Here is a 23,134-nt window from a genome sequence, read left to right as displayed (position 1 = left end):
ATGAAACAATTATTACTCAGTTTGTTATTAGCTTCCCCTTCCCTATTATTAGCACAGGGATCACAAGTTAATACCCAAAGTCAAAAAGCTGTGGGTATGGCGGGCGCAGGGTCCGCACTTTTTGTTGATGAAACATCCATCGTTTATAACCCTGGAGCATTAGTGAAAATGGAGAACAATGGGGTACAGATAGGTGGTAGCGCCATCATGTACAGATCTGCATTTCAAGAGGCAGGAAGCCCTGATGTACATCACACAAAATTCCAAATATCGCCACCATTTGGTGCCTATGCCACATTTGGACCGAAAGGTGCATGGTGGAAAGCAGGTATCGGGGTATATACTCCATTTGGAGGATCAGTAGATTGGGGGACGGAATGGCCAGGTAGATTCTCGCTAACACATTTATCCATGCGTGCAATTTACATTCAACCTACCTTAAGCTTTAAATTAACGGAACAATTCAGTGTAGGTGGAGGATTTGTTTATAATATTGGTCTTGTTGATTTAGGAAGAGCATTGCCTGTATTCTATCCTGATGGAAAAACAGGGCAAGCTACATTAAAAGGAACTGGAACTGGAATGGGATATAATCTAGGTGTTCACTATACCTTAGATGAAACTTTTGCATTATCAGTGAATTACCGTTCAAAGGTAATAACAAAATTAAAAGGTGGCGATGGAACATTTGATGTTCCTGGATCATTAGCAGCTAATTTTCCGAATGGAAAATTCGATGCGGAATTACCTTTACCAGCTTCATTCAATGTAGGACTTACCTTTCCATTATCTGAAAAAGTTGATGCGGCAATCGATGGATCTATCATCAATTATAGCATCTATAAGGAGTTAGTGTTTGACTATGAAAACAATACGCCAGTATTACAGGACACTCGTTCAGAAAAGAAATATGAAAATGCGTTTTCAGGAAAAGCAGGGATTAACTATGAAGTGAATGACAAGTTAGATTTACGCGTAGGTGCTGGGTACGTTTACACACCGGTTCAAGCAAGATATGTATATCCCGAGACGCCAGATAACAATCGTGTCATGGCAGCGGGGGGTGTGACCTATAAGTTTTCACCAAATTGGCAAATGTCAGCAGCTTATGTATTCCAAAAAATATTGAAGCGTACCACAACGAATGCGGAGACTCAATTAAGGGGAGCATATGAAACGAACATTCATGCACCTGGTATTTCTGTTTCTTACTATTGGTAGGTCTTAAATTATGAAAACAATGAAAAAGAATTTTAAATTATATATTGGACTTGCCCTATTAGGCTTGGCAACATCATGTGCTCCAACCCTTGATGAGTTGGAGACCAGCAAGGGAACAGCTGACTTTTCTAAATTCATCGCAGTTGGAAACTCGCTAACATCCGGTTATGCTGACAACGGACTATATTTAGAAGGACAGAAGGTCGCATTTCCGAATTTGATGGCAGAACAATTCAAATTAGTAGGTGGAGGTGAATTTACCTCTCCATTCTTTAGTACGGAACAAGAGAATGGTTCTGGTTATATTAGGTTAAAATCATTGGTTGATGGCAACCCCGTAATGGAACCTGTTACTGATAAATTAGCTATTCGAGGCAAAAGTCCAAGCGGTGGACCATTATATACAAAATATACAGAACCAATTCAGAATTTAGGCGTACCAGGGATGCGTTTGGATATGTCTATGGCTCCGGGCATTGGAACGGTAGCTGGAAATCCATATTTCGAGCGATTATTGCCAGAGGGTACCTCCCCAGCATTAAAATATGTTGAATATGCATCTTCACATGAGCATACTTTTTTCAGCTTCTGGTTAGGGAATAATGATGTATTAGGTTATGCAATGAATGGTGCCGCTGAGTCTGAAGATCCGACGAAAAAGCTCACCGATGTACCGACCTTTGAATTTGCATATAACACATTCATTACTGCATTAACTGCAAAAGGTTCGAAAGGTGTAGTAGCAACAATACCTGACGTTACGTCGATTCCATTTATGAATACGGTTACTACTGCGCGCTTGAATGCGGCAGTGGAAGCAGCATCAGGCGGTGCAGCTAAAAATGTATTTATAGCGACTAAAACCGGTCCAAGAGCAGCGACAGCGGAAGACTTAATTGTCTTAACCTTTCCAACAGCTTTATTAGGTGTTCCAAATGATTTAAAAATACCTTATGGTATGCACCCAATGAATCCTATTGAAGATAAATATGTTTTAGATAAGGCTGAAGTTGCGGCTGTAACAGCTCGAGTAAAAGCATATAATGATAAAATTAAAGCGATAGCTACCTCTAAAGATCTGGCAATTGCCGATGTTCATGCATTTTTGAATAAAGTAAAAGCGGGTTATAACTATAATGGTGTTCATATTTCAGCAGCATTTATTACTGGCAATGCTTTCTCCTTAGATGGGGTTCACCTTACACCTATGGGAAATGCTATCGTAGCTAATTTATTCATCGATGCCATCAACTCGAAGTACGATTCCAAAATATCGAAGCTTGACATCAGTCAATATCGAGGTGTTAAGTATCCTAACTAAAAATTGGCTAAATCATTAGCTTTAAAATAATCAAGAAGCCGTATCCAAATTAATTTAGGATACGGCTTCTTATTTTTATTCTCGATCTCGGCAGGATGAATTATCAAATGAATTCCATATTCAGCATACAAAATCTCAATGCAAGGAGGAATCATTCTAATTTACCTACCTTTACATTATCAAAACTTAAAACATGAAAGTTCATTTAAAAAGACAGAATGAAGGCGTACATTTTGAAGCCTCTAGTGAGTTATCAAACGTAAAAGTAAACATTGATGGTCCGGAATCAATCGGTGGAGAAGGAAAAGGAGTAAGACCGATGGAGCTGGTTTTGATGGCTTTAGGATCATGCAGCGTTTTTGACTTGACGACAATTTTACAAAAACAACGTCAGGATTTACAAGATATTGAAGTAGATGTTCAAGGCGAACGTAGGGAAGAAATCCCAAACATCTTTACTAAAATTCACATATCATTTAAGCTAAAAGGTCAAATTGACGAGGCGAAAGCTCAAAAGGCGGCTGAATTAGCGGTAAAAAAATATTGTTCAGTACATGATATGTTGGCTAATGGCGGAATCGACATTACCTATAGCATTCAAATCAACTAAGATTTTTATTTAAGTACTAATTTTGAAGGGAAAACGACCACTTGAGCGTCGTTAGTATATTCTTTCTTATCAATACAATCGAACAATATTTCAGCAGCTTTATGAGCTTGTTTTTCGGGGTATTGTTCGATACTTCCCATAGGCGGGTTATCCATATATTTCCATAGAGGATAATTTGCATAGCTAATGAAAAACATATCTTGGTTCAAGACTATCCCCCGCTGTTTCGCATATCGAATAAGATCTAAGGTAACGAAATCATTAAAAGAAATCACCGCAGATGGTCGATCTATCAACGAACAGATTTTTTCCATAGCAGCTTCATTTCCATGTTCTGTTAAATCTGTATTGACAATAAAATTGGAATCAAAAGGGATTTTATTCTTTTTGAGAGCACTTTTAAATGCATCAGCACGTTCTTTAGATGCCAATAATGATTCAGGGCCATTAATCAAAGCAATTTTGCTATGACCACGGTCAATAAATGCATCGATAGCTTCGATCATACCCGATTCTAAGTCGCTATAGATCTTATGTACATTTGGAAGGTCTGGAACACAATCAAAAAATACAATTGGAATTTCAGTTTTAGCAAGTAGAGTGAGAAAATCTGTATTTCCAGTATTCTTACTCATAGAAATCAATATTCCATCTACCCTATGTTTTTTAAATGTTTGGATAATATTAAGTTCCCTATTCTCATCATCTAGAGACTGGCCCAATAATACGGTATATTTTTTTTCTTCAGCTACCGTTTCAATGGCACTAATAGCTTCTGAGAAGAAAGGTTCTGAAAGTTTAGGAAGGATGACCCCAATTGTAAATGTCTTTCTTTGCTTAAAGAAAATAGCGGTTTGATTTGGCTCATATGCCATTTCTTCGGCCATTTTCTTCACGCGCATGGTAGTAACGAGTCCAATACTTGGATGATCATTTAATGCTCTAGACACTGTAGAAGGAGAAATCTTTAGTTTCCTAGCGATTTCTTTAATCGTAGTTGGTTTGTTTCCTGCCATAGGTCAAAGTTAATAATTAAATAATGATTTATTTATCCTTTAACATATTGCGAGGCGGGATTTTATTCAGTTCTCGAACATTCTTCATTGAAGAGCTTTGAATCCTTGATGACCTTGTTGAAGCCTTTTTACCCGAGATACTGAGTAACACATCCAAGGCTTTTCTCGTCATGTCTTCAGTAGGATCTCCTAATTGCTTATAAAAATTATCATCTATAAATGGATAATCAGCAGGAATACCATCCCAATAATCTGTATAGTTCGCTGCATTAATAATTTTAAAGGAGGCAGCCCATAACCCGGCTTTATTTAAAATATCTTCCCTAAAAAAGCCAACAGGTTTCCCATAGGTTGCACCATCATCCCCTACAATTTTTACATTCATATAGGGCTTTAGAGCTGAAATGACAATTTCACTTGCTGAGGCAGTATAGTCACTAACAAGAAAGACAACATTCGTAATTTCGGTGCTGTTATTTTTTTTGAAGATTTCATCAACAAATTCTTGACTACCTTGATCACGTTCTTTTTTAAGGTTTTTGTTCAAATCATATTTAAACATTACTTTTCCATTTCCGGAACTATTAATAATCTTATTTAAAAGATAGATCGCAGTGCTCACATATCCACCACCATTATATCTTAAATCAACAATAAGGTTGTTGATATTTTGAGTTCCAAAATCATTAAAAGTTGAATCTATTCCACGTTTCATTTTGGTATCAGTACCTCCAGAAGTCAATTCCTCAAAAGAAGAAAGGCCGATATACCCAGCTTTCATGCCATTTTCGGTAAAGACTTTTCCTAATTGAAAAGGTTGAATGTCATAAGAGGTGTACGTTAAATTATATGATTTTTGAACTTTAGAAATGCTTTCTGTTTTAATACTTAGTGTCTTACCGTCGATATACTCGTCTATCTTGGTTTTATTAGCATAGATCATTTTTTTATCCCCTTGCATTTCAAGGACTTTATCGCCACGTTTTATTCCGGCTTTTTCACCTGGAGAACCACCTTCAACGAAGAAAACGAATAAACTATCATTTCTATTCCCGTCAAATGCCATATATAACCCATAGCCATCAGCAAGGTCAGCTCTAATCGATGCTTTTGAATCCGTTTCAATATCTTCGATCCAAGAGAATCGATCCAATGGACCGTCATAATTTGGATGAAATTTATAATCTGTTTTTGCCGGAGTCTGCCCCATCAAATAAGAGAGAAGGGCATTATAATCCGTGTATTTATCCGTTAATTTTGAAATTGGATTGGCAACTTCAATGGATGACTCCCAATATGACAAATATTTATACTTGGAGTAAACACTATCTAGAACCTGTTGGTCGATGCTACGGTCCCCCCCATCTGGACGTGGTGGTGGATCAATTTCCTTTACATCTTTTTTACAACCTATTAATGAAACTATTGTTAATAATACCAATAGCTTTCCTAGAAACGTGTTTTTCATTCGTATAAATAAGAGAAATCAAATCATACAAATTTGATTCCAATAATTGACTCAAATTTTTAAGGAAAGATTAATTCTGTATTGGCAGAATTGGCAATCTTTGCTCTGAAAATTTGTACATATTCTTTCTGTACTGATTTACATCAGGCTGAGAAGGTGTTTGAATACGTTCGGCAGCAGTTTTTGTACTTCTTGCCGACGCTTTTGCAGAATAACTTCCAGTAGCGATATGATCTAGTGCAGTTGCCAGCATGGACTCATTTTGTTCACCCAATTGCGTTAAGAAACCATCACGTGCATCTGTTTTAGTACCTTTTAAACCATTAAAATAATCACCAAAGCCATCCTTATTTAGCATTTGGAAGGAGGTAATATATAAATCGGCGTATTCATCAACTACAGGATACCCAAAGAATCCAACTGGTTTTCCGTAAGTTCCTTTGCCGTTTGTCGTGATAATTTCGACATTCATATAAGGTTTAAGAACATTGATAACTAATTCACTAGCAGAAGCAGTTCCTGTTGTTCCCAAGAAATAAACTCTAGATAAATTTAAGCTATTGGTTTTATTAAAATTGACAGACCTAAAAGGGGCTTTTGGATCTGACTCATCAACCCAACCAGCTTCGACTAAATTCTTATTTACTTTATAGTCGTACATTTTTCCTTTAGCAGTTGCCGTCGGAGCGATGAGATTTGCTAATAGTTCAGCAGAACTAGTTGAACCGCCACCGTTATATCTTAAGTCGACAACCAATTCATTGACGTTTGCTGTTTCAAATTCTTTGAAAGCATTAACCATTGCCGTATAATAGGCATTTGTACCCGATTGACTATAAACATTAACAAAAGAAGTATAAAATAAATAACCTACCTTTTTATTTCCTACAGTAAAAATTTTCTTGATTAATATAGGATCAATATTATAGGCATTAGCAGCCACCGATATCGTCTGGGTTTTTGTTTCTCCTGCTGTTTGAACCACTAAATTCAGCGTCCCTTCACCATTAATTAACTTATAAAAGTTTTTGAAATTCTGTTTTTCATCCGTAGCATAATCCAATTTAGAATCACCATTTATACTTACGATTCTCATTCCCCGTTTTAAACCAGCTTTTTCGGCAGGAGAATTTTTTTGAACCAATTTTATATACAGCTTTGTTTCCTCATTGTTATTTTGATCAACGGTCGTCAAATATATGGGTGTAGCACCTGTTTCCTTATATACGCCTTGTTGGATTTCTTCACTAACCGTTCCGGCACGATCTACAAAACTAAATCGATCATCAGTAGCGTATTTTCTCAGAGCGTCTAAAACTTCTTCGGAAGTCTTATAGGGATTTGTAAAGGCTTTTAAATCTGCATCCCCTTTAGCATCCACCTTAGGTTGTGGAAGTTTATCCTCCCAAAGGGAAAATACTAAGGAATAATAGTAAGTTGAATCTCTTAAGAGAATCTCTTTATCTTCATCTACAGGTTTGTCAGTTGGTTGAACTGAATCCTTTTTACAGCTAGTTCCAAACAAACAGGAAACTAATACAGCAGCTAACAGAAATTTTTTCATCATTATTTAGATAAATTGTCTTCAATGAAAATCAAATCACTTTCTGTTAGATGATTTTCAGAAGCAATATAACTAAATGGTTCAATATTTCTAAAGTTTAACTCGTCTATAAAATAAATTTTTACATTCTTATCGAAACCTTGCCAATCCATGTGTTTCAGTTTATTCAGCTGCAATACAGGATTACCCTTCGTTAGAATAGCTATATTGGCTCCCCTCTCAATAATGGAGGCAAATAATAGCTTAATCTCATTATATAAGAATAATTTCAAAGGTAAATGTCCATTTGCCATCAATCTTTCAAAATTTTCATGGTAATTATTCGAGAAATTAAATTTTTCAGCTGTTTTGCTGTACACTACTTCCTCTCCTAGCTCCAAATAGGTTTCCTTCATAAACTCAATCATTTCTGAAGCGATTGGCCTAGCTTCTGTAAACTCCACGAATTGAGCAAACAGATAATATATTTGTAACAAATAATCCTTTTTGGGAAAGAGAACATCGTCAATTTCAAAAAGAAACAATTTTTTATTTTGAGGGATATGAGAAAAATCTATCATTTTTTAAATAGTACATAGGGCTAAATCATCCCCCTCATCAGCAAGGGCAAATAATCCGCTAATTTTAATTCCTAAATCTTTTTCAGAGATCAAACTTTTACCATCTTGACAAAGAATTAAATCAACCGAAGAAGCCGGGTTTTCCAGCACAAATAACTCATTCAAATTTTCTTGGTTTGGTGCCAAAATATGGATTCCATATTCTTCAAATAATACATTTGCTGAGCTCAAAGACTGGATTTCAGATAACCCTAAAGGCAAAATACAGTCGATTTGCTTGTCTAAGCATAGTTTTAAGGCTTCATGAGCAAAAGTCGGATTTAGACCTGTTGGGATTTTTTGGTAGTTAGCAGCTAAAAAAGTAGGTACCTCTTCTGATGTAGCAAATATAATTTGAAAATGAGGATTTAGCATTTTATGAAGTCTTTGAGCCAATGGCCTCGTTCCAAAAGTGATCAGTAATTTTTGCATATTAATAGATTAATCCATCTCTCATATGAATAGTTCGGTCTGAGATTCTGGCCAATTCCTCATTATGGGTAACAATAATAAAAGTTTGCTGCATTTTTTCCCTCAATTCAAAGAAAAGCTGATGTAATGCGGTTGCATTTTCAGAATCTAAATTACCTGATGGTTCGTCAGCTAAGATTAATGTAGGGTTGTTGATTAATGCCCGGGCAACAGATACGCGTTGCTGTTCACCACCGGACATCGCAGCAGGTTTATGATTTGCCCGATGTTCAACACCTAGAATCCCCAACAATTCCATTGCTCTATTTTCAACAGACTTTTTATCTTGCCCAGCTATAAATCCAGGAATACAAACATTTTCTAATGCGGTAAATTCAGGCAGCAGATGATGAAATTGAAATACAAATCCTATATGCTTATTTCTGAAGTCACTCAATTGTTTTTCATTTAATGCGAAGACGTCTTCACCTTCGATAAGGACAGTTCCTTTATCGGGTTTATCGAGTGTTCCAATAATATGCAACAAGGTACTTTTACCGGCACCAGACGCCCCAACAATTGAAACAATCTCTCCTTTTTTGACAGAGATACTGACACCTTTCAGAATTTCAAGGTCAGCATAGGACTTAAAAATATTATTGGCCTTTAAGATCATATTGCGAAAATAATAAAAAACAAAAACAAGTGGTTGAAATGGAAATATAATAAATAGGGTACGATTGAAATTAGCGCAATTTAATCGTAATAATAACTTGTCCCTTCCGAATAAATACGCTATTTTTACAGCAAATTTTTTTATCAATGAACATTCACGAATATCAAGGAAAAGAAATACTTAAGAGTTTCGGAGTAAGAGTACAAGAAGGTATTGTTGCCGAAACCCCAGAGCAAGCTGTTGAGGCTGCTAAGAGAATGAAGGAAGAATTCAACTCGGATTGGGTTGTGGTAAAAGCACAAATCCATGCGGGTGGCCGTGGTAAAGGTGGTGGTGTTAAGTTAGCAAAAAACCAAGATGAAGTATTGCAACGAGCAACAGACATCATCGGTATGCAACTAGTAACTCCACAGACTGGTCCAGAAGGTAAAAAAGTTAACAAGGTTTTAATTGCCCAGGATGTTTACTATCCAGGTGATAGCGAAACCAAAGAATTCTACATGTCTGTACTTTTAGACCGTGCTACAGGTCGTAACATTATTATGTATTCGACTGAAGGAGGTATGGATATCGAAGAGGTTGCAGAAAAAACTCCACATTTAATTTTCAAGGAAGAGATTGATCCAAAAGTAGGTCTTCAAGGATTTCAAGCACGTAAGATTGCTTTCAACTTAGGACTTTCAGGAGCGGCACATAAGGACATGGTTAAATTTGTTGCGGCATTATACAAAGCATATGATTCAATAGATGCATCTATGTTTGAGATTAACCCTGTATTAAAAACTTCAGATGATAAAATCTTAGCTGTAGATGCTAAAGTTAATTTGGATGAAAACGCATTATACCGTCATCCAGAAATTGCAGCATTACGTGATATTACTGAAGAAGATCCAACCGAAGTAGAAGCTGGAGAATTCAACCTTAACTATGTTAAACTTGATGGTAACGTAGGATGTATGGTAAACGGTGCTGGTTTAGCTATGGCAACGATGGACATCATTAAAATTGCTGGTGGTGAACCTGCAAACTTCTTAGATGTTGGTGGTACTGCAAATGCTGAAACTGTAAAAGCTGGTTTCAATATCATCTTAAAAGATCCTAATGTAAAAGCGATCTTAATTAACATCTTTGGAGGTATCGTTCGTTGTGACCGTGTTGCTCAAGGTGTAATTGACGCTTATAATGAAATCGGAAATATCCCGGTTCCAATTATCGTTCGTTTACAAGGAACTAACGCAAAAGAAGCGAAAGAATTGATTGATAATTCTGGATTACAAGTATATTCAGCTATCTTATTAAAAGAAGCGGCTGAACTAGTTACTAAAGTTCTAGAAGAAGGTAAATAAGAATACCAAAAAAATAAGAGAAAGCTCCCATAGTGGAGCTTTCTTTGTTTTAGCTATGGCTCTAGCATTTTTAAAATATCTATCCTAAAGCCACATTTTCGTCATAATCCCTATTTTTCAAACTTATCAGGGACTAAATACCAAATACTAACTACTAAATATTAATTTTGTTCTACACAATCAAACAGAAGACTATGACAACATCTACTTCGGATATTTCACGTGAAAAGTCGGCGAAGTTATTTGAAAAAGCTAAGCAATACTTCCCAGGAGGGGTAAATTCTCCAGTACGAGCCTTTAAATCAGTTTATGGAACCCCTTTATTTATTGAACGCGGAGACCGAGCACATTTATGGGACGCTGATGGGAATGAATTTATCGACTATTGCTGTTCATGGGGTCCTTTAATCTTAGGACACAATACCCCTGAAATCAAAGCGGCGGTTGAAGAACAATTAGGGAAAGGGTTAAGTTTTGGAGCACCTACCTCACTTGAGAATGATCTTGCAGAATTGATTCTAAATAATAATAAGAAAATTGAAAAAATACGTTTTGTAAGTTCCGGTACAGAAGCTGTAATGTCGGCTATTCGATTAGCACGTGGATTTACCAAACGTGATAAAATAGTAAAATTTGAAGGCTGTTATCATGGCCATTCCGATTCCTTGCTTGTGAAAGCAGGATCAGGTCTTGTGACCTTCGGAGAGACATCCTCAGCAGGTGTTCCAAAGGCTTTTGCAGATGAAACAATTGTCATTGCATTAAATGATAAAGAGGCATTGAAAGCTGTATTCGAAGACTTTAAAGGTCAAATTGCAGCGGTGATTATTGAAGGTGTTCCAGCAAACAATGGCTTATTAATTCAGGATAAGGACTATATAGATTTCTTAAGATCGATAACCAAGGAAAACGGTTCCTTGTTGATTATGGACGAAGTAATTACTGGGTTCAGATTAGGATTTGAAGGAGCATCAAAATATTATGATATCCAACCAGACATTATCACCTATGGAAAAATAATTGGTGGTGGTATGCCGGTTGGTGCCTATGGAGCATCCAAAGAATTAATGAGTAATATATCACCAGATGGTGCCGTTTACCAAGCTGGTACACTTTCTGGCAATCCAGTTGCTATGGCCGCAGGTATTGCTGCATTGAAAATCCTTGCACAGCCAGGATTTTACGAGAGATTAGAGCAAACTACCAAAGAATTTGTTGAAGAATTACGTTCATTTATTAAGGAAAACAACTACCAAGTAAGTCTGACTACGATAGGTTCAATATTTTGGTTTGCCTTTACTGATCAAGAAAAAATCCAACGTGCAGATGAAATTGATCCAGCATCCATGGAAAAGTACAAAATCATGCACAGGGAATTATTGAACCGAGGAATATATTTTGGACCTTCTGGATATGAGGTAGGATTTATTTCAGCGGCACATACAGAGGAGGATTTAAAAAAGACACTAGCAGCAATAAAAGAATCATTACATATTGTTTTTCAATAAAATTAAACAATTATCGTTTATATTTGTTTAGTAATCAAACATATTTCGACTAAATATTATTTTAAAAATGAGAACACTTAAATCAGCATTAGCAGTATTAGCTGCAACAGCGGTACTTGCTTCATGTAATACCCCTACAAAAAATCAAGAAGGCGAAGTTAAGGATTCAACAGCATTAGCAGACACAGTAGGCGCTATAGCAGTAAATCCACTTCAACATGCTAAGGATTTTCCAGGAGCTACCTTAAAAATATCATCATTGACTTCTGAGAAAGTTGGTACAGATTCAGCAAAAATCACGGTAAAATATGATGTTCAAAACTTCAAATTAACTGAGCAGACTGAACATACCCACCATATGGCCAACTCGCATGATGGACAACACATCCACTTTATTTTGGATAATACACCATATGCGGCATTATACAAACCAGAGCACAGTTTTACAGTACCTGTAAACTCTGAGCATTATTTAATGTCTTTCTTGTCTCGATCATTTCATGAATCTATAAAGACTGCAGACGCTTCTAAATTAATCAAATTTAAGGTTGAAGCAGATGGTAAGATTGCAGAGCTTCCAGCTCCAACTGAACCTTCTTTATTCTATAGCAGACCAAAAGGAGACTACAAAGGTGAAGAAACAAAAGCTTTATTATTAGACTTCTTTGTTGCCAACGCAACTTTAGGCGCAGACAACTACAAAGTAAAAGCTAACATTAATGGACAAGACTTTACTTTAGATCAATGGGTTCCTTACGAAATCCTTAACCTTCCATTAGGAGAAGCTACAGTAAAACTAACTTTGGTAGACAAAGATGGAAATGCTGTAACAGGTGACAATGTTTCTGTTGAGAGAAAAATTAATTTATTGGAGAAATAGAATTCCCAATAACAATAAAGGGCTGAATTTGTAATTCAGCCCTTTTTTTATGCATTTTAATAACAGCTTTCAAGGAAAGCTTTATTCATAAAAATTTTATATTTAAAAGCCAACGGATTTTAATCCCAGACCAGCCTTTTCATCCAATCCGAACATCAAATTCATATTTTGAACCGCCTGTCCAGACGCTCCTTTCAGCAGATTATCAGTCACATTAAGGATAAGCAGTTTATTACCATGTTTTTCAAGATGTATAATACTCTTATTGGTATTTACAACTTGTTTCAAATCGATATTAGCTCTAGAAACATGAGTAAATGGGTGTTCAGCATAATAAGTTTCAAACAACTCATAAGCTTGATCCTCCGATAAATCAGTCTCAACATAGATTGCAGAAAAAATTCCTCTAGCAAAATCTCCTCGTTGAGGTATAAAATTAATCCTTTGAGCCGCTCTATCTAATAATGACCCGTCGCCGATTGGGAGGAAATTGTCCTGCAATTGATTCAGAGACTCTGATATTTCTTGTAAATGTTGATGTTCAAACGATTTATAAGCAGAAAGGTTATTATTCCGCCAAGAGAAATGAGTTGTAGCACTTGGTTTTTGTCCAGCACCTGTAGAACCAGTAGTAGCATTGACATGAATTTGATCAGGCAACAATCCTTTGCTTGCTAATGGCAATAATGCCAACTGAATATTTGTTGCAAAACATCCAGGGTTAGCAATATAATGCGCAGTTTTAATAGCCTCTTTATTCAACTCAGGAAGCCCATAGATAAAATTCTTTCCTTGATATTCAACACGATTCTTTAATCTATAATCTTGAGAAAGGTCAATAATTTTTACAGAAGGGTCAATTGGATTAGCATCTAAAAATTTCCTTGCATCACCATGTCCCACACATAGGAACAAAACGTCTATATTAGAATGAAAATCAGATGAGAATGTCAATTCGGTATCACCAAATAAGTCATTATGTACGTCAGATAGTTTATTACCTGCATTAGAAGCACTATTCGCGAAAATAATCTCTACGTTGGGGTGAAAGATTAATAATCTTAATAACTCACCACCAGTATAACCAGCCGACCCAACAATTCCTACTTTAATTTTTTCCATAATAAATAAATAAAAAGGGCACCTTAAAAAACGTGCCCTATTAATTATAAAAATCTTTTAAATAAAATAAATTCTTGATCAGAATCCTGAATTTGAAAATTCATTTTATGATATAATAATTGAGCATTACTATTACTATTCTGAGTCTCTAATTGAATAAACTCTGCTTCTTGATCATTAGAAAACGAAACTGCCTTATTTATAAGCTGTTTAGCAATTCCTTCCCTTCTATAATTTTCATCAACATACAGATCATTAAGAATCCAATTTTTGATTAATCTTGCAGAAGAATATTTTGGATAAAGCTGGGTAAAACCTACGGCTTTACCATCCTTATAGAACATATAAATAATAGACTCATTATTTTCGATTCTCGATTTCAGAAAAGCTTTTCCCCTTTCAAGATCCGAATCTTGCTTATAAAAAACTCGGTATGAGTCAAATAGTGGAGCGAGGTCCTCTAAGTGATTAAGGTCGGCTTCAATTATCATTAATCTTTATGATTTACTTTATGCCAAATAATGGTTTGGTTACCGAAAATTTTCGAGAAACCTTTTACATCATCACCTGTATAGCCCTTATTCATTTCACCATAGCTACCGAATTTGTTAGACATCAAATCATGTTCTGACTCAATTCCTAAAATAACGAAGCGGTGAGGGTGCAGTTCCACAAATACACGTCCTGAGACGGTTTCTTGAGAACTCTGAAGGAAAGCTTCCATATCACGCATAACAGGGTCATGCATCTGACCTTCATGCATATAATTCCCATAGAAAGCTGCTAATTGATCTTTCCAAGATAATTGCCACTTCGTTAGCGTATGTTTTTCTAAAGTATGGTGAGCTTTGATTAAAATAATTGGGCCGGCAGCTTCGAATCCAACACGTCCTTTAATTCCAATAATAGTATCACCAACATGTATATCACGACCAATACCATAAGGCTGAGCTAAAGCCTGCAGTTCTTGAATAACTTTAACAGGTCCTAATTTATTTCCATTCAACGCTACAGGCTGCCCTTTTTCAAAATCTATAGTGATTTTTTGAGGTTCCGTAGAAGTTAATGGAGTAGGCCAAGCACTTTCAGGAAGATATTTATTTGAAGTTAAGGTTTCGGCTCCACCAACTGAAGTTCCCCATAGGCCTTTATTAATAGAATATTTAGCTTTTTCAGCAGAATACTCAACTCCGTGCTTATTAAGGTATTCGATTTCATCCTCACGAGACAATTGAAGGTCACGGATCGGAGTAATAATCTCTACGCCTGGAATTAATGTTTGGAAGATCATGTCAAAACGAACTTGATCGTTACCTGCCCCAGTTGATCCATGAGCGACACATTCTGCGGAAATACTTTTTGCATAGTTTGCAATTGCTGTAGCTTGAGAAACACGTTCTGCTGAAACGGAAAGAGGATAGGTAGCATTTTTCAAAACATTACCAAAGATCAAATACTTAATGGTATCCTGGTAATAATCTTCAGTTTCATCAATTGTGGTATGTGACTTAACACCTAAATCATAGGCTCTTTTTTCGACATTCTTTAATTCTTCTTCAGAAAAACCTCCGGTATTAACAATAACAGAGTGAACTTCCATTCCTAAGTCACGAGATAGATAAATACAACAGAATGAAGTATCTAATCCACCACTAAAAGCTAAAACTACTTTTTTCATTTTATAATGATTTATATACTGATAATAACAAAAATAACAAATTAAAAACCTTTTACAGGTCTAGCACCTACGGGAAATACCGCAGCAACAAATTTCTTAGTTGATCTCCACAGTTTCGCTTCAATTCTTTTTAGGAGAGACTGTTTTTTGGAGATTCTATCCAATCGTTCCTTTGCTTCAGCTTTACGCTGAATTTTTTCTTTAAGTTCTTTTTCTTTTTCGACAGGATCCCAAAGCATCGCCGTACACATACAATTTTTGCGATCTTTAGACATTAAGATATCGTAATTAACACAAGATTGGCAACCTTTCCAGAATTCTTCGTCTTGAGTTAATTCAGAATAGGTCACAGGTTCATATCCTAGGTCGGAGTTGATTTTCATTACAGCTAATCCTGTTGTCAATCCGAAAATCTTAGAATGAGGGTATTTTTCTCTAGAGAGTTCAAACACTCTTTTTTTAATTGCTTTGGCTAGGCCAACTTTACGGAACACAGGATTTACAATAAGGCCTGAATTAGCGACATAATCACCATGACTCCATGTTTCAATATAACAGAATCCAGCCCAAGTACCGTCTTTATGCAAAGCGATTACGGCTTTGCCCTCTTCCATTTTACGTGCAACGTATTCTGGTTTTCTACGTGCGATACCGGTTCCACGAGCCTTTGCAGACTCAAACATTTCATTACAGACTTCTTCGGCATATTTCACATGATCTGCCGCTGCTGGAATAATTAAAAAATCTGAGATTGTCATTTAATAATGTCGACCTAAAAAATAAATACCAAAGTATTTGAACTAAAAATCTAATTTGAATATCATTCATCGAGCTGGATGAATAACAAAATGGGAAGTTTGCCTGCCTCAGAATCAAGCTCGAGGCAGAATAGGTCGTCGGAATCGTAGAACAGGACAATTAAGTGTTCGTACTGCACAATAGGCATCCTTCACAAGCTTTTCATAAGCTTGAGCAGAAGAATTCATATACAATTTGTTACAATACATCGTTAATATATCTTATTTATACTAAGTGATCTGACAGCGCAAAAGTAAACAATTATTTTTTTCTTTTATGCAATCTCAAAGTAGTTTTTTTAATTAAAAAACAAATAGGTTCAAGCTTCATTGAAAACCTTTCAATCAGACTTTCCAATTATTGAAACGTTTAAAATCTCTCATTGTTTTGTAAGTTTTTGTTTGAATGCTTTGTAAATAGCACAATAATTAAATAAATCCTTAATTTTGCATAAAATTTCATCATCATGGTAGGTCCAAGTATCTTTTTTTATGCCTTATTCGTCATTCCATACATTCTTTTTATGTACTGGTTAGTTAAACAGGATAAGAAGAAATATATGTGGGGAATTATAGTAGTCACAGTTGTTGCCATATTTGGGTTAGTAGTTTCTCAAAGAGCTAGTAAAATTGCTATGGAGAACTATAAACAGCATCAAATAGATGCCAGAGAAATTGAAGCAGAAAATATTTCAGATAGTTTAAAACATAAATAATCGAAAAACTAAAAAAAAGAAGGGCGGAAATTTATTTTCTGCCCTTCTTTTTTTATTTCGTTATCCCTTCAAGTTTAAAGAGAAATGCATAACTCAGCGCTACATCCTTTAAATAGTCAAAGCGTCCAGATGCACCACCATGACCATAATCCATATCTGTTTTCAATAAGATAACATTATTCCCCTGATGAAGAGTTCTTAATTTAGCCACCCATTTTGCTGGTTCAAAATATTGAACTTGACTATCATGAAGTCCAGTTGTCACTAATAAATTTGGATATTCCTTAGCTTCAATATTTTCGTAGGGAGAATAAGATTTCATATAATCATAAGCTTCTTTATTGTTTGGATTACCCCATTCGTCGTATTCATTCGTAGTAAGCGGTATAGTTTCGTCGAGCATCGTGTTTACGACATCCACAAATGGAACTTGAGCTATTACCCCGTTCCATATTTCTGGAGCCATATTAATAACAGCACCCATTAATAAACCACCGGCACTTCCTCCTTGGGCATAAAGATGTTCTTTTGAAGTAAACTTTTGATCGATTAAGAATTTTCCACAATCAATAAAGTCTGTAAAAGTATTTTTCTTTTTCATCATTTTCCCATCTTCATACCATTGCCTCCCCATCTCTTCACCTCCACGGATATGAGCGATTGCATAGATAAATCCTCGGTCTAATAAGGATAATCTTGATGAACTAAAACTTGGGTTCATGGAACTACCGTAAGACCCATAAGCATATAATAGTAAAGGAGCTTTCCCATCCTTCTTTGTCCCTTTTTTATAAACTATTGAAATAGGCACCTGAACATCAGCAGATACTTTAGCCATTACCCTCTCCGTAATATAATCTTTTGAATTATACCCGCCTAAAACTTCCTGCTGCTTTAACAAGGATTTTTCTTTTGACTTCATGTTATAGTCAAATGTAGAGGAAGGAGTAACTAAAGAAGTATAACCATAGCGAAGAACATCAGTATTATAATCCACATTGGTGCTTGGGTAAACAGTATACGCAGCTTCACCCAAATCAAGATAGTGCTGATTATTATCTTTTAAATTTCGAATTGCTAATTGGGTTAAGCCATTCTTTCTTTCTGAAATTGCTAAATAGTTGGCAAATTCATCGATTCCCTCAACCAGGACATCTTCGCGATGAGGAATATATTCTTTCCAGTTTTCCTTCGTTGTTTTATCCAATGGAGTCTCCATCACTTTGAAGTTCTTTGCATTTTCGTTGGTTACGATCAAGAATTTATCCTCAAGAGGGGTAACATCATAAAGAACATCTTTTGTCCTAGGTTGGAATACCTTAAACTCAGCATTGGGTTCATCAGCTTTGATATATCTAGTTTCAGAACTTAAGGTGCCTCCTGAATAAATAAAAATAAATTTTTCATTTTTCGATTTTGAAACACCTATATAGTTTGTATTATCCTTTTCATCATAAACTACGACATCAGTATCGGACTTAGTTCCTAAGGTGTGTCGCTTTATTTTTTCACTTAATAATGTGACAGGATTTTTGGAGGTGTAAAAAATGGTTTTATTATCAGCAGCCCAAACGGTCCCACCAGATGTTCTAATAATACGATCAGGTAATAACTCACCAGTTTCAAGATTTTTAATATGAATAATGTACTCTCTTCTGGAAACGGTATCAACAGCGTATGCCAACAATTTATTGTCTGGACTGACCGATGCAGCACCTAAAGCATAATAAGGAAATCCTTCAGCCATTTTGTCTACATCTAACAAAACTTCTTCGGGAGCCTCTAAACTTGCTTTTTTGCGACAAAGTTTATAATATTGTTTTCCTTCCTCTGTTCGTTGATAATAATAGTAACCATTCTTAAAATAAGGAACACTTTCATCAGTTTCCTTCACCCTTGCTTTCATTTCGTTAAAAAGCTGATCCTGGAAAGGTTTCGTATCCTTCATCATTTCATTGGTATAATTATTTTCAGCTTCAAGGTAAGCGACTACTTTTGAGGAGTCGGGTCCTTTTTTGAAATAATCATTCATCCAATAATAAGGATCTGCTACGGTATCACCATGGATAACCCGATTGTGGTCTTTCAATTCAGCCACAGGGTGAGTTGCATTTGGCCACTTTATGGGCTCTTTTTTAGTATTGTTGTCCGGGGAACAAGAAGAAATCATGATAGACAATATTAAACCAATTACATATTTATCTTTCATATATTTAAATTAATTAATTTGGTTAAAGAATATTTAAAAATAAGACAATTTATTAATGATTTTAGATTAATTAACAAAAGCATCTTATTTGATTCATTAAATTTGTCGAATTATAATCTTTAAAAATATGATAGGAACAAATAAATTTCTGTGTTATTTAGCTTTAGGAATACTTCCCACACTTGGTTTCAGCCAAGATAAAACTACTCCAGCTGCAAACTGGTACAATTTAGATTTCCAAAAAGATGGCTACATGGGAATCAGTACTGAGAAAGCCCAAGAATTATTGAAGGGTAAAAAAGCATCTCCTGTAATCGTTGCAGTTCTTGATGGAGGAGTAGATGTTCAACACGAAGATCTAAAAGATGTTCTTTGGACGAATCCAAAAGAAATCCCTGGCAATGGAAAAGATGATGATGGCAATGGCTATATCGATGATGTTCATGGATGGAACTTTATTGGCGGAAAAGATGGTAAGAATGTAGACCAAGATAATCTAGAAGTAACGCGTCAAATTCGGATTTATGAGCCAAAATATATTTCCGTACTTCCGAGTACTCCCCTATCAGAAAAGGAAAGAAGAGAGTTTGTAGCCTATCAAAAAATGATTACAGATTACACGTCCAAAATGGATGAGGCTTCTTTCGGGAAAGTAAATTATGGTGGACTAAAAACGGAGATCGATAGCATCATAAAGAAGATTGGCAAAGAGCCCAAGGACATCAACAAGGCAGATTTAGAAGCTTTCCAAACGACAGGTGATCGTCAAAAAATGGCAATTCGAATTGCAAAAAAGGAGTTAGACAATGGTTCGTTTGATAAATTCTACACTGACATTCAGGATGCAGTAAAATATTTCACTGATCAGGCAGATTTCCATTTGAACAAGGAGTTTGATCCTAGGGGTATTGTAGGTGACAACTATGAAGATGTTACCGAAAAATATTATGGAAACAATGATGTTAAAGGTCCGGATGCGGAACATGGAACCCATGTTGCAGGAATTATTGCTGCAAAACGTAACAATGACTTAGGTGTAAATGGAGTTGCAGATAATGTTCAGATCATGGCCGTTCGTTTAGTTCCAAATGGGGATGAACGAGACAAAGATGTTGCTAATGGGATCCGTTATGCAGTTGATAATGGAGCTAAAGTGATCAATATGAGTTTTGGAAAAGGTTATGCACACAATAAAAAGGCTGTTGATGATGCGATTAAATATGCAGAATCAAAGGATGTATTATTGGTACACGCAGCAGGTAATGATTCTCAAGATAATGACATTGAAAAGAACTTTCCTACCAAATATTTCACAGACAGTTTAGATGCTGTAATTGGTGAGGCAAGAAATTGGATAACAGTAGGTGCCACAGGATTAAAATCAGATTCAGAATTATTGGCAGAATTTTCGAACTATGGTTACCGTAGTGTAGACGTTTTCGCACCTGGAGTAAAAATTAATTCGACGATTCCAGAATCAAAGTATAAAGAAAACCAAGGGACTAGTATGGCTGCGCCAGTTGTCTCTGGATTAGCAGCAATGATTCGTGCATATTATCCAAGCTTAAGTGCTGAGCAGGTAAAAGATGTTATTATGAAGAGCGTCACAAAAGTAGACCAGAAAGTAAAAGTGAAAAAAGATGGTGGAACCAAACGCGTTTACCTTGATGAAATCAGCGTTAGCGGTGGTATTGTGAATGCTTATAAGGCAATTGAAGAAGCTAATAAAATTGTTTCTCAAAAAAAGTAAAAAAATGTTAAATTTTTCACAATAATGCTTAGTATCTTGCGTTTAGATAAGAAAACAAGATGCTTATGGTTGAAAATTCTACTAAAATTAAAGAAGTAAATTACGAAGGTCAACTTTCAGGTATAATTCAAGACAACAATCTTGAAGTATCATTCGAGGAAAAAATAAAAAGTTGCATACAACAATTGTCTAAAGATCCAGAAGATAGGACAATCGAAAACATCCTCAATTATTCAAAGACATTTCGTAACTTATAATACGAAGCCATTCTAAGACAGAATGGCTTCGTTGCTTTTAACCTTATAAGCATTAATAGTAAGCTAGAATTATTATTATCTTTGTTTATGCTTATAAAGGAACGTTACAAAGCTTTTGTTGAGTATTTTTCTACCCACAATCCAGAGGCTCAAACTGAGCTCAATTATAGCAATCCATTTGAATTATTAATTGCGGTAATACTTTCAGCGCAATGCACGGACAAAAGGATTAATCAGATCACCCCTGCCCTATTTGAAAGATATCCGGATCCTGAATCATTGGCAGAAAGTAGCCCGGAGGAAGTATTCAGTTATATCCGTTCGGTGAGCTATCCCAACAATAAATCCAAACATCTGGTTGGAATGGCAAAAAAACTCTTAATCGATTTCAACGGAGAAATACCAGAAAAAATTGAAGATTTAGTCAAGTTACCAGGAGTTGGAAGAAAAACAGCAAATGTTATTTCATCTGTAGTTTATCATCAACCCGCGATGGCAGTTGACACCCATGTTTTTAGAGTTGCCAACAGAATAGGATTAACTAATCGAGCAAGCACAGTATTAGCATCTGAAAAACAATTAGTAAAACACTTACCAAAAGATACAATTGCAATAGCCCACCACTGGCTTATATTACATGGACGATATATTTGTTTAGCAAGAAGCCCTAAATGTGATATTTGTCCAATTACCTATTTCTGTAAATATTTTGAAAAAACATATAAAGCAAAACACATAGAAAAAGATTAACTATTCCTTATTATCAAATTATTAGATATGCGAATAAATCTACTTATTTTAGGGATGAAAAAATATTAACTAATTTTTTTAGCATTTTATTTGTAGATTTCAATAATAAAAATTATTTTTGACAACAATATACTAAAAATATGAGCAACTCAGATAAATTAAAAGCCTTACAGCTTACCTTAGATAAACTAGAAAAGAATTACGGTAAAGGAACGATCATGAAATTAGGTGATACTGCGGTAGAACCAATTGAATCGATTTCGACTGGATCTTTAGGTTTAGATATAGCATTAGGTATTGGTGGAGTTCCCAAGGGCCGTATCATTGAGATTTATGGTCCAGAATCATCAGGTAAAACTACGTTAGCCACTCATATTGTAGCAGAAGCACAGAAGAAAGGTGGCATTGCAGCAATCATTGATGCTGAGCACGCTTTTGATAAATATTATGCTCAAAAATTAGGTGTTGACATTGAGAATTTATTAATATCGCAACCTGATAATGGAGAGCAAGCTTTAGAAATTGCTGATAATTTAATCCGTTCAGGAGCGATCGATGTTATTGTGATTGACTCAGTGGCAGCTTTGGTTCCAAAAGGAGAGATTGAAGGAGAAATGGGAGAGTCAAAAATGGGTTTACAGGCCAGATTGATGTCTCAAGCATTACGTAAATTAACCGGTACAATTTCAAAGACTAACTGTTGTTGTATTTTCATTAACCAATTACGCGAAAAAATTGGTGTTATGTTTGGAAATCCAGAAACTACAACTGGTGGTAATGCATTAAAATTTTATGCTTCAGTACGTTTAGATATTCGCCGCACCTCTCAAATTAAAGATTCAGACGAAGTTGCTGGTAACCGTGTAAAAGTAAAAATCGTTAAGAACAAAGTAGCACCACCCTTCCGAATTGCTGAATTTGACATTATGTTTGGTGAAGGAATTTCCAAAGTTGGTGAAATCATTGACTTAGGGGTTGAATACGGAATTGTTAAAAAATCAGGCTCTTGGTTTAGTTATGGAGACACGAAATTGGGTCAAGGTCGAGACGCCGTAAAAACATTATTGTTAGACAACCCAGATTTGATGGATGAGCTAGAAGCAAAGATTAGAGCAGAAGTAACTGGACAAGATCTGGATCAAGTTGCTATCAAGGAAGAAGATTAATAGGAACATTTTTTACAAGGACTCCGCTAGGTTTCAAAATTAAGGAGTTAATATAGAACAGCAGCTAAT

At 35.6% G+C, this 23,134-nt stretch carries 22 protein-coding genes; 11 read left to right on the top strand and 11 right to left on the bottom strand.

Annotation, left to right across the window (positions count from 1 at the left end):
- The 3 genes from E0Y80_RS13595 to E0Y80_RS13585 all read left to right on the top strand — a co-directional run bounded on the left by E0Y80_RS13595 (window position 1) and on the right by E0Y80_RS13585 (window position 3,152).
- Window positions 1–1,221: an OmpP1/FadL family transporter gene (locus E0Y80_RS13595; RefSeq protein WP_156308213.1), complete on the top strand. Its 1,221-nt coding sequence runs from the start codon at window positions 1–3 to the stop codon at window positions 1,219–1,221.
- Window positions 1,222–1,240: 19 nt separating this feature from the next.
- Entirely contained in the window at window positions 1,241–2,542 is a 1,302-nt protein-coding gene (locus tag E0Y80_RS13590) for an SGNH/GDSL hydrolase family protein (protein ID WP_156308212.1), read from the top strand.
- A gap of 193 nt (window positions 2,543–2,735) precedes the next feature.
- The gene (locus E0Y80_RS13585; RefSeq protein WP_156308211.1) at window positions 2,736–3,152 is read left to right on the top strand and encodes an OsmC family protein; all 417 of its coding nucleotides are present in this window, start codon (window positions 2,736–2,738) and stop codon (window positions 3,150–3,152) included.
- 5 nt (window positions 3,153–3,157) lie between these two features.
- On the opposite strand, the gene E0Y80_RS13580 is transcribed toward E0Y80_RS13585, so the two are convergent.
- The 6 genes from E0Y80_RS13580 to E0Y80_RS13555 form a co-directional block, all read right to left on the bottom strand.
- The gene (locus E0Y80_RS13580; RefSeq protein ID WP_156308210.1) at window positions 3,158–4,168 is read right to left on the bottom strand and encodes a LacI family DNA-binding transcriptional regulator; all 1,011 of its coding nucleotides are present in this window, start codon (window positions 4,166–4,168) and stop codon (window positions 3,158–3,160) included.
- Window positions 4,169–4,196: 28 nt separating this feature from the next.
- The gene (locus tag E0Y80_RS13575) at window positions 4,197–5,636 is read right to left on the bottom strand and encodes a S41 family peptidase (protein ID WP_156308209.1); all 1,440 of its coding nucleotides are present in this window, start codon (window positions 5,634–5,636) and stop codon (window positions 4,197–4,199) included.
- A gap of 70 nt (window positions 5,637–5,706) precedes the next feature.
- Window positions 5,707–7,203, bottom strand: coding sequence for a S41 family peptidase (locus E0Y80_RS13570; RefSeq protein ID WP_156308208.1), 1,497 nt, complete (start codon window positions 7,201–7,203; stop codon window positions 5,707–5,709).
- Window positions 7,203–7,760 carry an HAD family hydrolase gene (locus tag E0Y80_RS13565; RefSeq protein WP_156308207.1) on the bottom strand — a complete coding sequence of 186 codons (558 nt, stop codon included), beginning with the start codon at window positions 7,758–7,760 and terminating at the stop codon, window positions 7,203–7,205. Before E0Y80_RS13565 ends, E0Y80_RS13570 begins: the two co-directional genes overlap by 1 nt.
- A 3-nt stretch (window positions 7,761–7,763) precedes the next feature.
- Window positions 7,764–8,231, bottom strand: a complete 468-nt coding sequence (locus tag E0Y80_RS13560; protein WP_156308206.1) for an ATP-grasp domain-containing protein — start codon at window positions 8,229–8,231, stop codon at window positions 7,764–7,766.
- 1 nt (window position 8,232) lies between these two features.
- Window positions 8,233–8,886, bottom strand: a complete 654-nt coding sequence (locus tag E0Y80_RS13555) for an ABC transporter ATP-binding protein (protein ID WP_156308205.1) — start codon at window positions 8,884–8,886, stop codon at window positions 8,233–8,235.
- A 146-nt stretch (window positions 8,887–9,032) separates the two neighbouring features.
- On the opposite strand from E0Y80_RS13555, the gene sucC reads away from it, so the two are divergent.
- From sucC to E0Y80_RS13540, 3 genes are all read left to right on the top strand, one after another.
- The gene (gene sucC, locus E0Y80_RS13550; RefSeq protein ID WP_094257844.1) at window positions 9,033–10,232 is read left to right on the top strand and encodes an ADP-forming succinate--CoA ligase subunit beta; all 1,200 of its coding nucleotides are present in this window, start codon (window positions 9,033–9,035) and stop codon (window positions 10,230–10,232) included.
- Between the two features lie 194 nt (window positions 10,233–10,426).
- The gene (gene hemL, locus E0Y80_RS13545) at window positions 10,427–11,740 is read left to right on the top strand and encodes a glutamate-1-semialdehyde 2,1-aminomutase (RefSeq protein WP_156308204.1); all 1,314 of its coding nucleotides are present in this window, start codon (window positions 10,427–10,429) and stop codon (window positions 11,738–11,740) included.
- Window positions 11,741–11,807: 67 nt separating this feature from the next.
- Window positions 11,808–12,620 (top strand): hypothetical protein, encoded by an 813-nt coding sequence (locus E0Y80_RS13540; RefSeq protein ID WP_156308203.1) that lies wholly within the window; start codon window positions 11,808–11,810, stop codon window positions 12,618–12,620.
- A 102-nt stretch (window positions 12,621–12,722) separates the two neighbouring features.
- Here the strand turns inward: E0Y80_RS13540 and argC are convergent, their stop codons facing one another.
- From argC to E0Y80_RS13520, 4 genes are read right to left on the bottom strand one after another with little or no spacing between them, the layout of a single operon-like run.
- On the bottom strand, window positions 12,723–13,742 hold the full coding sequence (gene argC / locus E0Y80_RS13535; protein WP_156308202.1) for an N-acetyl-gamma-glutamyl-phosphate reductase: 1,020 nt from the start codon (window positions 13,740–13,742) through the stop codon (window positions 12,723–12,725).
- Window positions 13,743–13,786: 44 nt separating this feature from the next.
- Window positions 13,787–14,233, bottom strand: a complete 447-nt coding sequence (locus tag E0Y80_RS13530) for a GNAT family N-acetyltransferase (RefSeq protein WP_156308201.1) — start codon at window positions 14,231–14,233, stop codon at window positions 13,787–13,789.
- Window positions 14,233–15,420: an argininosuccinate synthase gene (gene argG / locus E0Y80_RS13525; protein ID WP_156308200.1), complete on the bottom strand. Its 1,188-nt coding sequence runs from the start codon at window positions 15,418–15,420 to the stop codon at window positions 14,233–14,235. The genes E0Y80_RS13530 and argG overlap by 1 nt, the downstream gene beginning before the upstream one ends.
- Before the next feature lie 41 nt (window positions 15,421–15,461).
- Window positions 15,462–16,178: a GNAT family N-acetyltransferase gene (locus E0Y80_RS13520; RefSeq protein ID WP_156308199.1), complete on the bottom strand. Its 717-nt coding sequence runs from the start codon at window positions 16,176–16,178 to the stop codon at window positions 15,462–15,464.
- Between the two features lie 563 nt (window positions 16,179–16,741).
- Between E0Y80_RS13520 and E0Y80_RS13515 the strand changes: the two genes are divergently transcribed.
- On the top strand, window positions 16,742–16,933 hold the full coding sequence (locus E0Y80_RS13515; RefSeq protein WP_231596047.1) for a hypothetical protein: 192 nt from the start codon (window positions 16,742–16,744) through the stop codon (window positions 16,931–16,933).
- A 52-nt stretch (window positions 16,934–16,985) separates the two neighbouring features.
- Here the strand turns inward: E0Y80_RS13515 and E0Y80_RS13510 are convergent, their stop codons facing one another.
- Window positions 16,986–19,142, bottom strand: a complete 2,157-nt coding sequence (locus tag E0Y80_RS13510) for a S9 family peptidase (RefSeq protein WP_156308197.1) — start codon at window positions 19,140–19,142, stop codon at window positions 16,986–16,988.
- A 127-nt stretch (window positions 19,143–19,269) separates the two neighbouring features.
- Here E0Y80_RS13510 and E0Y80_RS13505 point away from each other — a divergent pair, with 127 nt between their 5' ends.
- The 4 genes from E0Y80_RS13505 to recA all read left to right on the top strand — a co-directional run bounded on the left by E0Y80_RS13505 (window position 19,270) and on the right by recA (window position 23,065).
- Window positions 19,270–20,892: a S8 family peptidase gene (locus E0Y80_RS13505; RefSeq protein ID WP_156308196.1), complete on the top strand. Its 1,623-nt coding sequence runs from the start codon at window positions 19,270–19,272 to the stop codon at window positions 20,890–20,892.
- 65 nt (window positions 20,893–20,957) lie between these two features.
- Window positions 20,958–21,149 (top strand): hypothetical protein, encoded by a 192-nt coding sequence (locus tag E0Y80_RS13500; protein ID WP_156308195.1) that lies wholly within the window; start codon window positions 20,958–20,960, stop codon window positions 21,147–21,149.
- A gap of 87 nt (window positions 21,150–21,236) precedes the next feature.
- Window positions 21,237–21,899: an endonuclease III gene (nth, locus tag E0Y80_RS13495; RefSeq protein WP_156308194.1), complete on the top strand. Its 663-nt coding sequence runs from the start codon at window positions 21,237–21,239 to the stop codon at window positions 21,897–21,899.
- A 140-nt stretch (window positions 21,900–22,039) separates the two neighbouring features.
- Window positions 22,040–23,065, top strand: a complete 1,026-nt coding sequence (recA, locus tag E0Y80_RS13490) for a recombinase RecA (RefSeq protein WP_156308193.1) — start codon at window positions 22,040–22,042, stop codon at window positions 23,063–23,065.
- Window positions 23,066–23,134 lie beyond the last annotated feature (69 nt).

The sequence above is a fragment of the Sphingobacterium endophyticum genome, assembly GCF_009733535.1.
GTDB lineage: Bacteria > Bacteroidota > Bacteroidia > Sphingobacteriales > Sphingobacteriaceae > Sphingobacterium > Sphingobacterium endophyticum.
This window is presented reverse-complemented; position numbering and strand designations above follow the sequence as displayed.

Coding starts and splice junctions, on each gene's coding strand:
- E0Y80_RS13595 (WP_156308213.1), top strand. CDS start 1: ATGAAACAATTATTACTCAGTTTGTTATTAGCTTCCCCTTCCCTATTA.
- E0Y80_RS13590 (WP_156308212.1), top strand. CDS start 1,241: ATGAAAAAGAATTTTAAATTATATATTGGACTTGCCCTATTAGGCTTG.
- E0Y80_RS13585 (WP_156308211.1), top strand. CDS start 2,736: ATGAAAGTTCATTTAAAAAGACAGAATGAAGGCGTACATTTTGAAGCC.
- E0Y80_RS13580 (WP_156308210.1), bottom strand. CDS start 4,168: ATGGCAGGAAACAAACCAACTACGATTAAAGAAATCGCTAGGAAACTA.
- E0Y80_RS13575 (WP_156308209.1), bottom strand. CDS start 5,636: ATGAAAAACACGTTTCTAGGAAAGCTATTGGTATTATTAACAATAGTT.
- E0Y80_RS13570 (WP_156308208.1), bottom strand. CDS start 7,203: ATGATGAAAAAATTTCTGTTAGCTGCTGTATTAGTTTCCTGTTTGTTT.
- E0Y80_RS13565 (WP_156308207.1), bottom strand. CDS start 7,760: ATGATAGATTTTTCTCATATCCCTCAAAATAAAAAATTGTTTCTTTTT.
- E0Y80_RS13560 (WP_156308206.1), bottom strand. CDS start 8,231: ATGCAAAAATTACTGATCACTTTTGGAACGAGGCCATTGGCTCAAAGA.
- E0Y80_RS13555 (WP_156308205.1), bottom strand. CDS start 8,886: ATGATCTTAAAGGCCAATAATATTTTTAAGTCCTATGCTGACCTTGAA.
- sucC (WP_094257844.1), top strand. CDS start 9,033: ATGAACATTCACGAATATCAAGGAAAAGAAATACTTAAGAGTTTCGGA.
- hemL (WP_156308204.1), top strand. CDS start 10,427: ATGACAACATCTACTTCGGATATTTCACGTGAAAAGTCGGCGAAGTTA.
- E0Y80_RS13540 (WP_156308203.1), top strand. CDS start 11,808: ATGAGAACACTTAAATCAGCATTAGCAGTATTAGCTGCAACAGCGGTA.
- argC (WP_156308202.1), bottom strand. CDS start 13,742: ATGGAAAAAATTAAAGTAGGAATTGTTGGGTCGGCTGGTTATACTGGT.
- E0Y80_RS13530 (WP_156308201.1), bottom strand. CDS start 14,233: ATGATAATTGAAGCCGACCTTAATCACTTAGAGGACCTCGCTCCACTA.
- argG (WP_156308200.1), bottom strand. CDS start 15,420: ATGAAAAAAGTAGTTTTAGCTTTTAGTGGTGGATTAGATACTTCATTC.
- E0Y80_RS13520 (WP_156308199.1), bottom strand. CDS start 16,178: ATGACAATCTCAGATTTTTTAATTATTCCAGCAGCGGCAGATCATGTG.
- E0Y80_RS13515 (WP_231596047.1), top strand. CDS start 16,742: ATGTACTGGTTAGTTAAACAGGATAAGAAGAAATATATGTGGGGAATT.
- E0Y80_RS13510 (WP_156308197.1), bottom strand. CDS start 19,142: ATGAAAGATAAATATGTAATTGGTTTAATATTGTCTATCATGATTTCT.
- E0Y80_RS13505 (WP_156308196.1), top strand. CDS start 19,270: ATGATAGGAACAAATAAATTTCTGTGTTATTTAGCTTTAGGAATACTT.
- E0Y80_RS13500 (WP_156308195.1), top strand. CDS start 20,958: ATGGTTGAAAATTCTACTAAAATTAAAGAAGTAAATTACGAAGGTCAA.
- nth (WP_156308194.1), top strand. CDS start 21,237: ATGCTTATAAAGGAACGTTACAAAGCTTTTGTTGAGTATTTTTCTACC.
- recA (WP_156308193.1), top strand. CDS start 22,040: ATGAGCAACTCAGATAAATTAAAAGCCTTACAGCTTACCTTAGATAAA.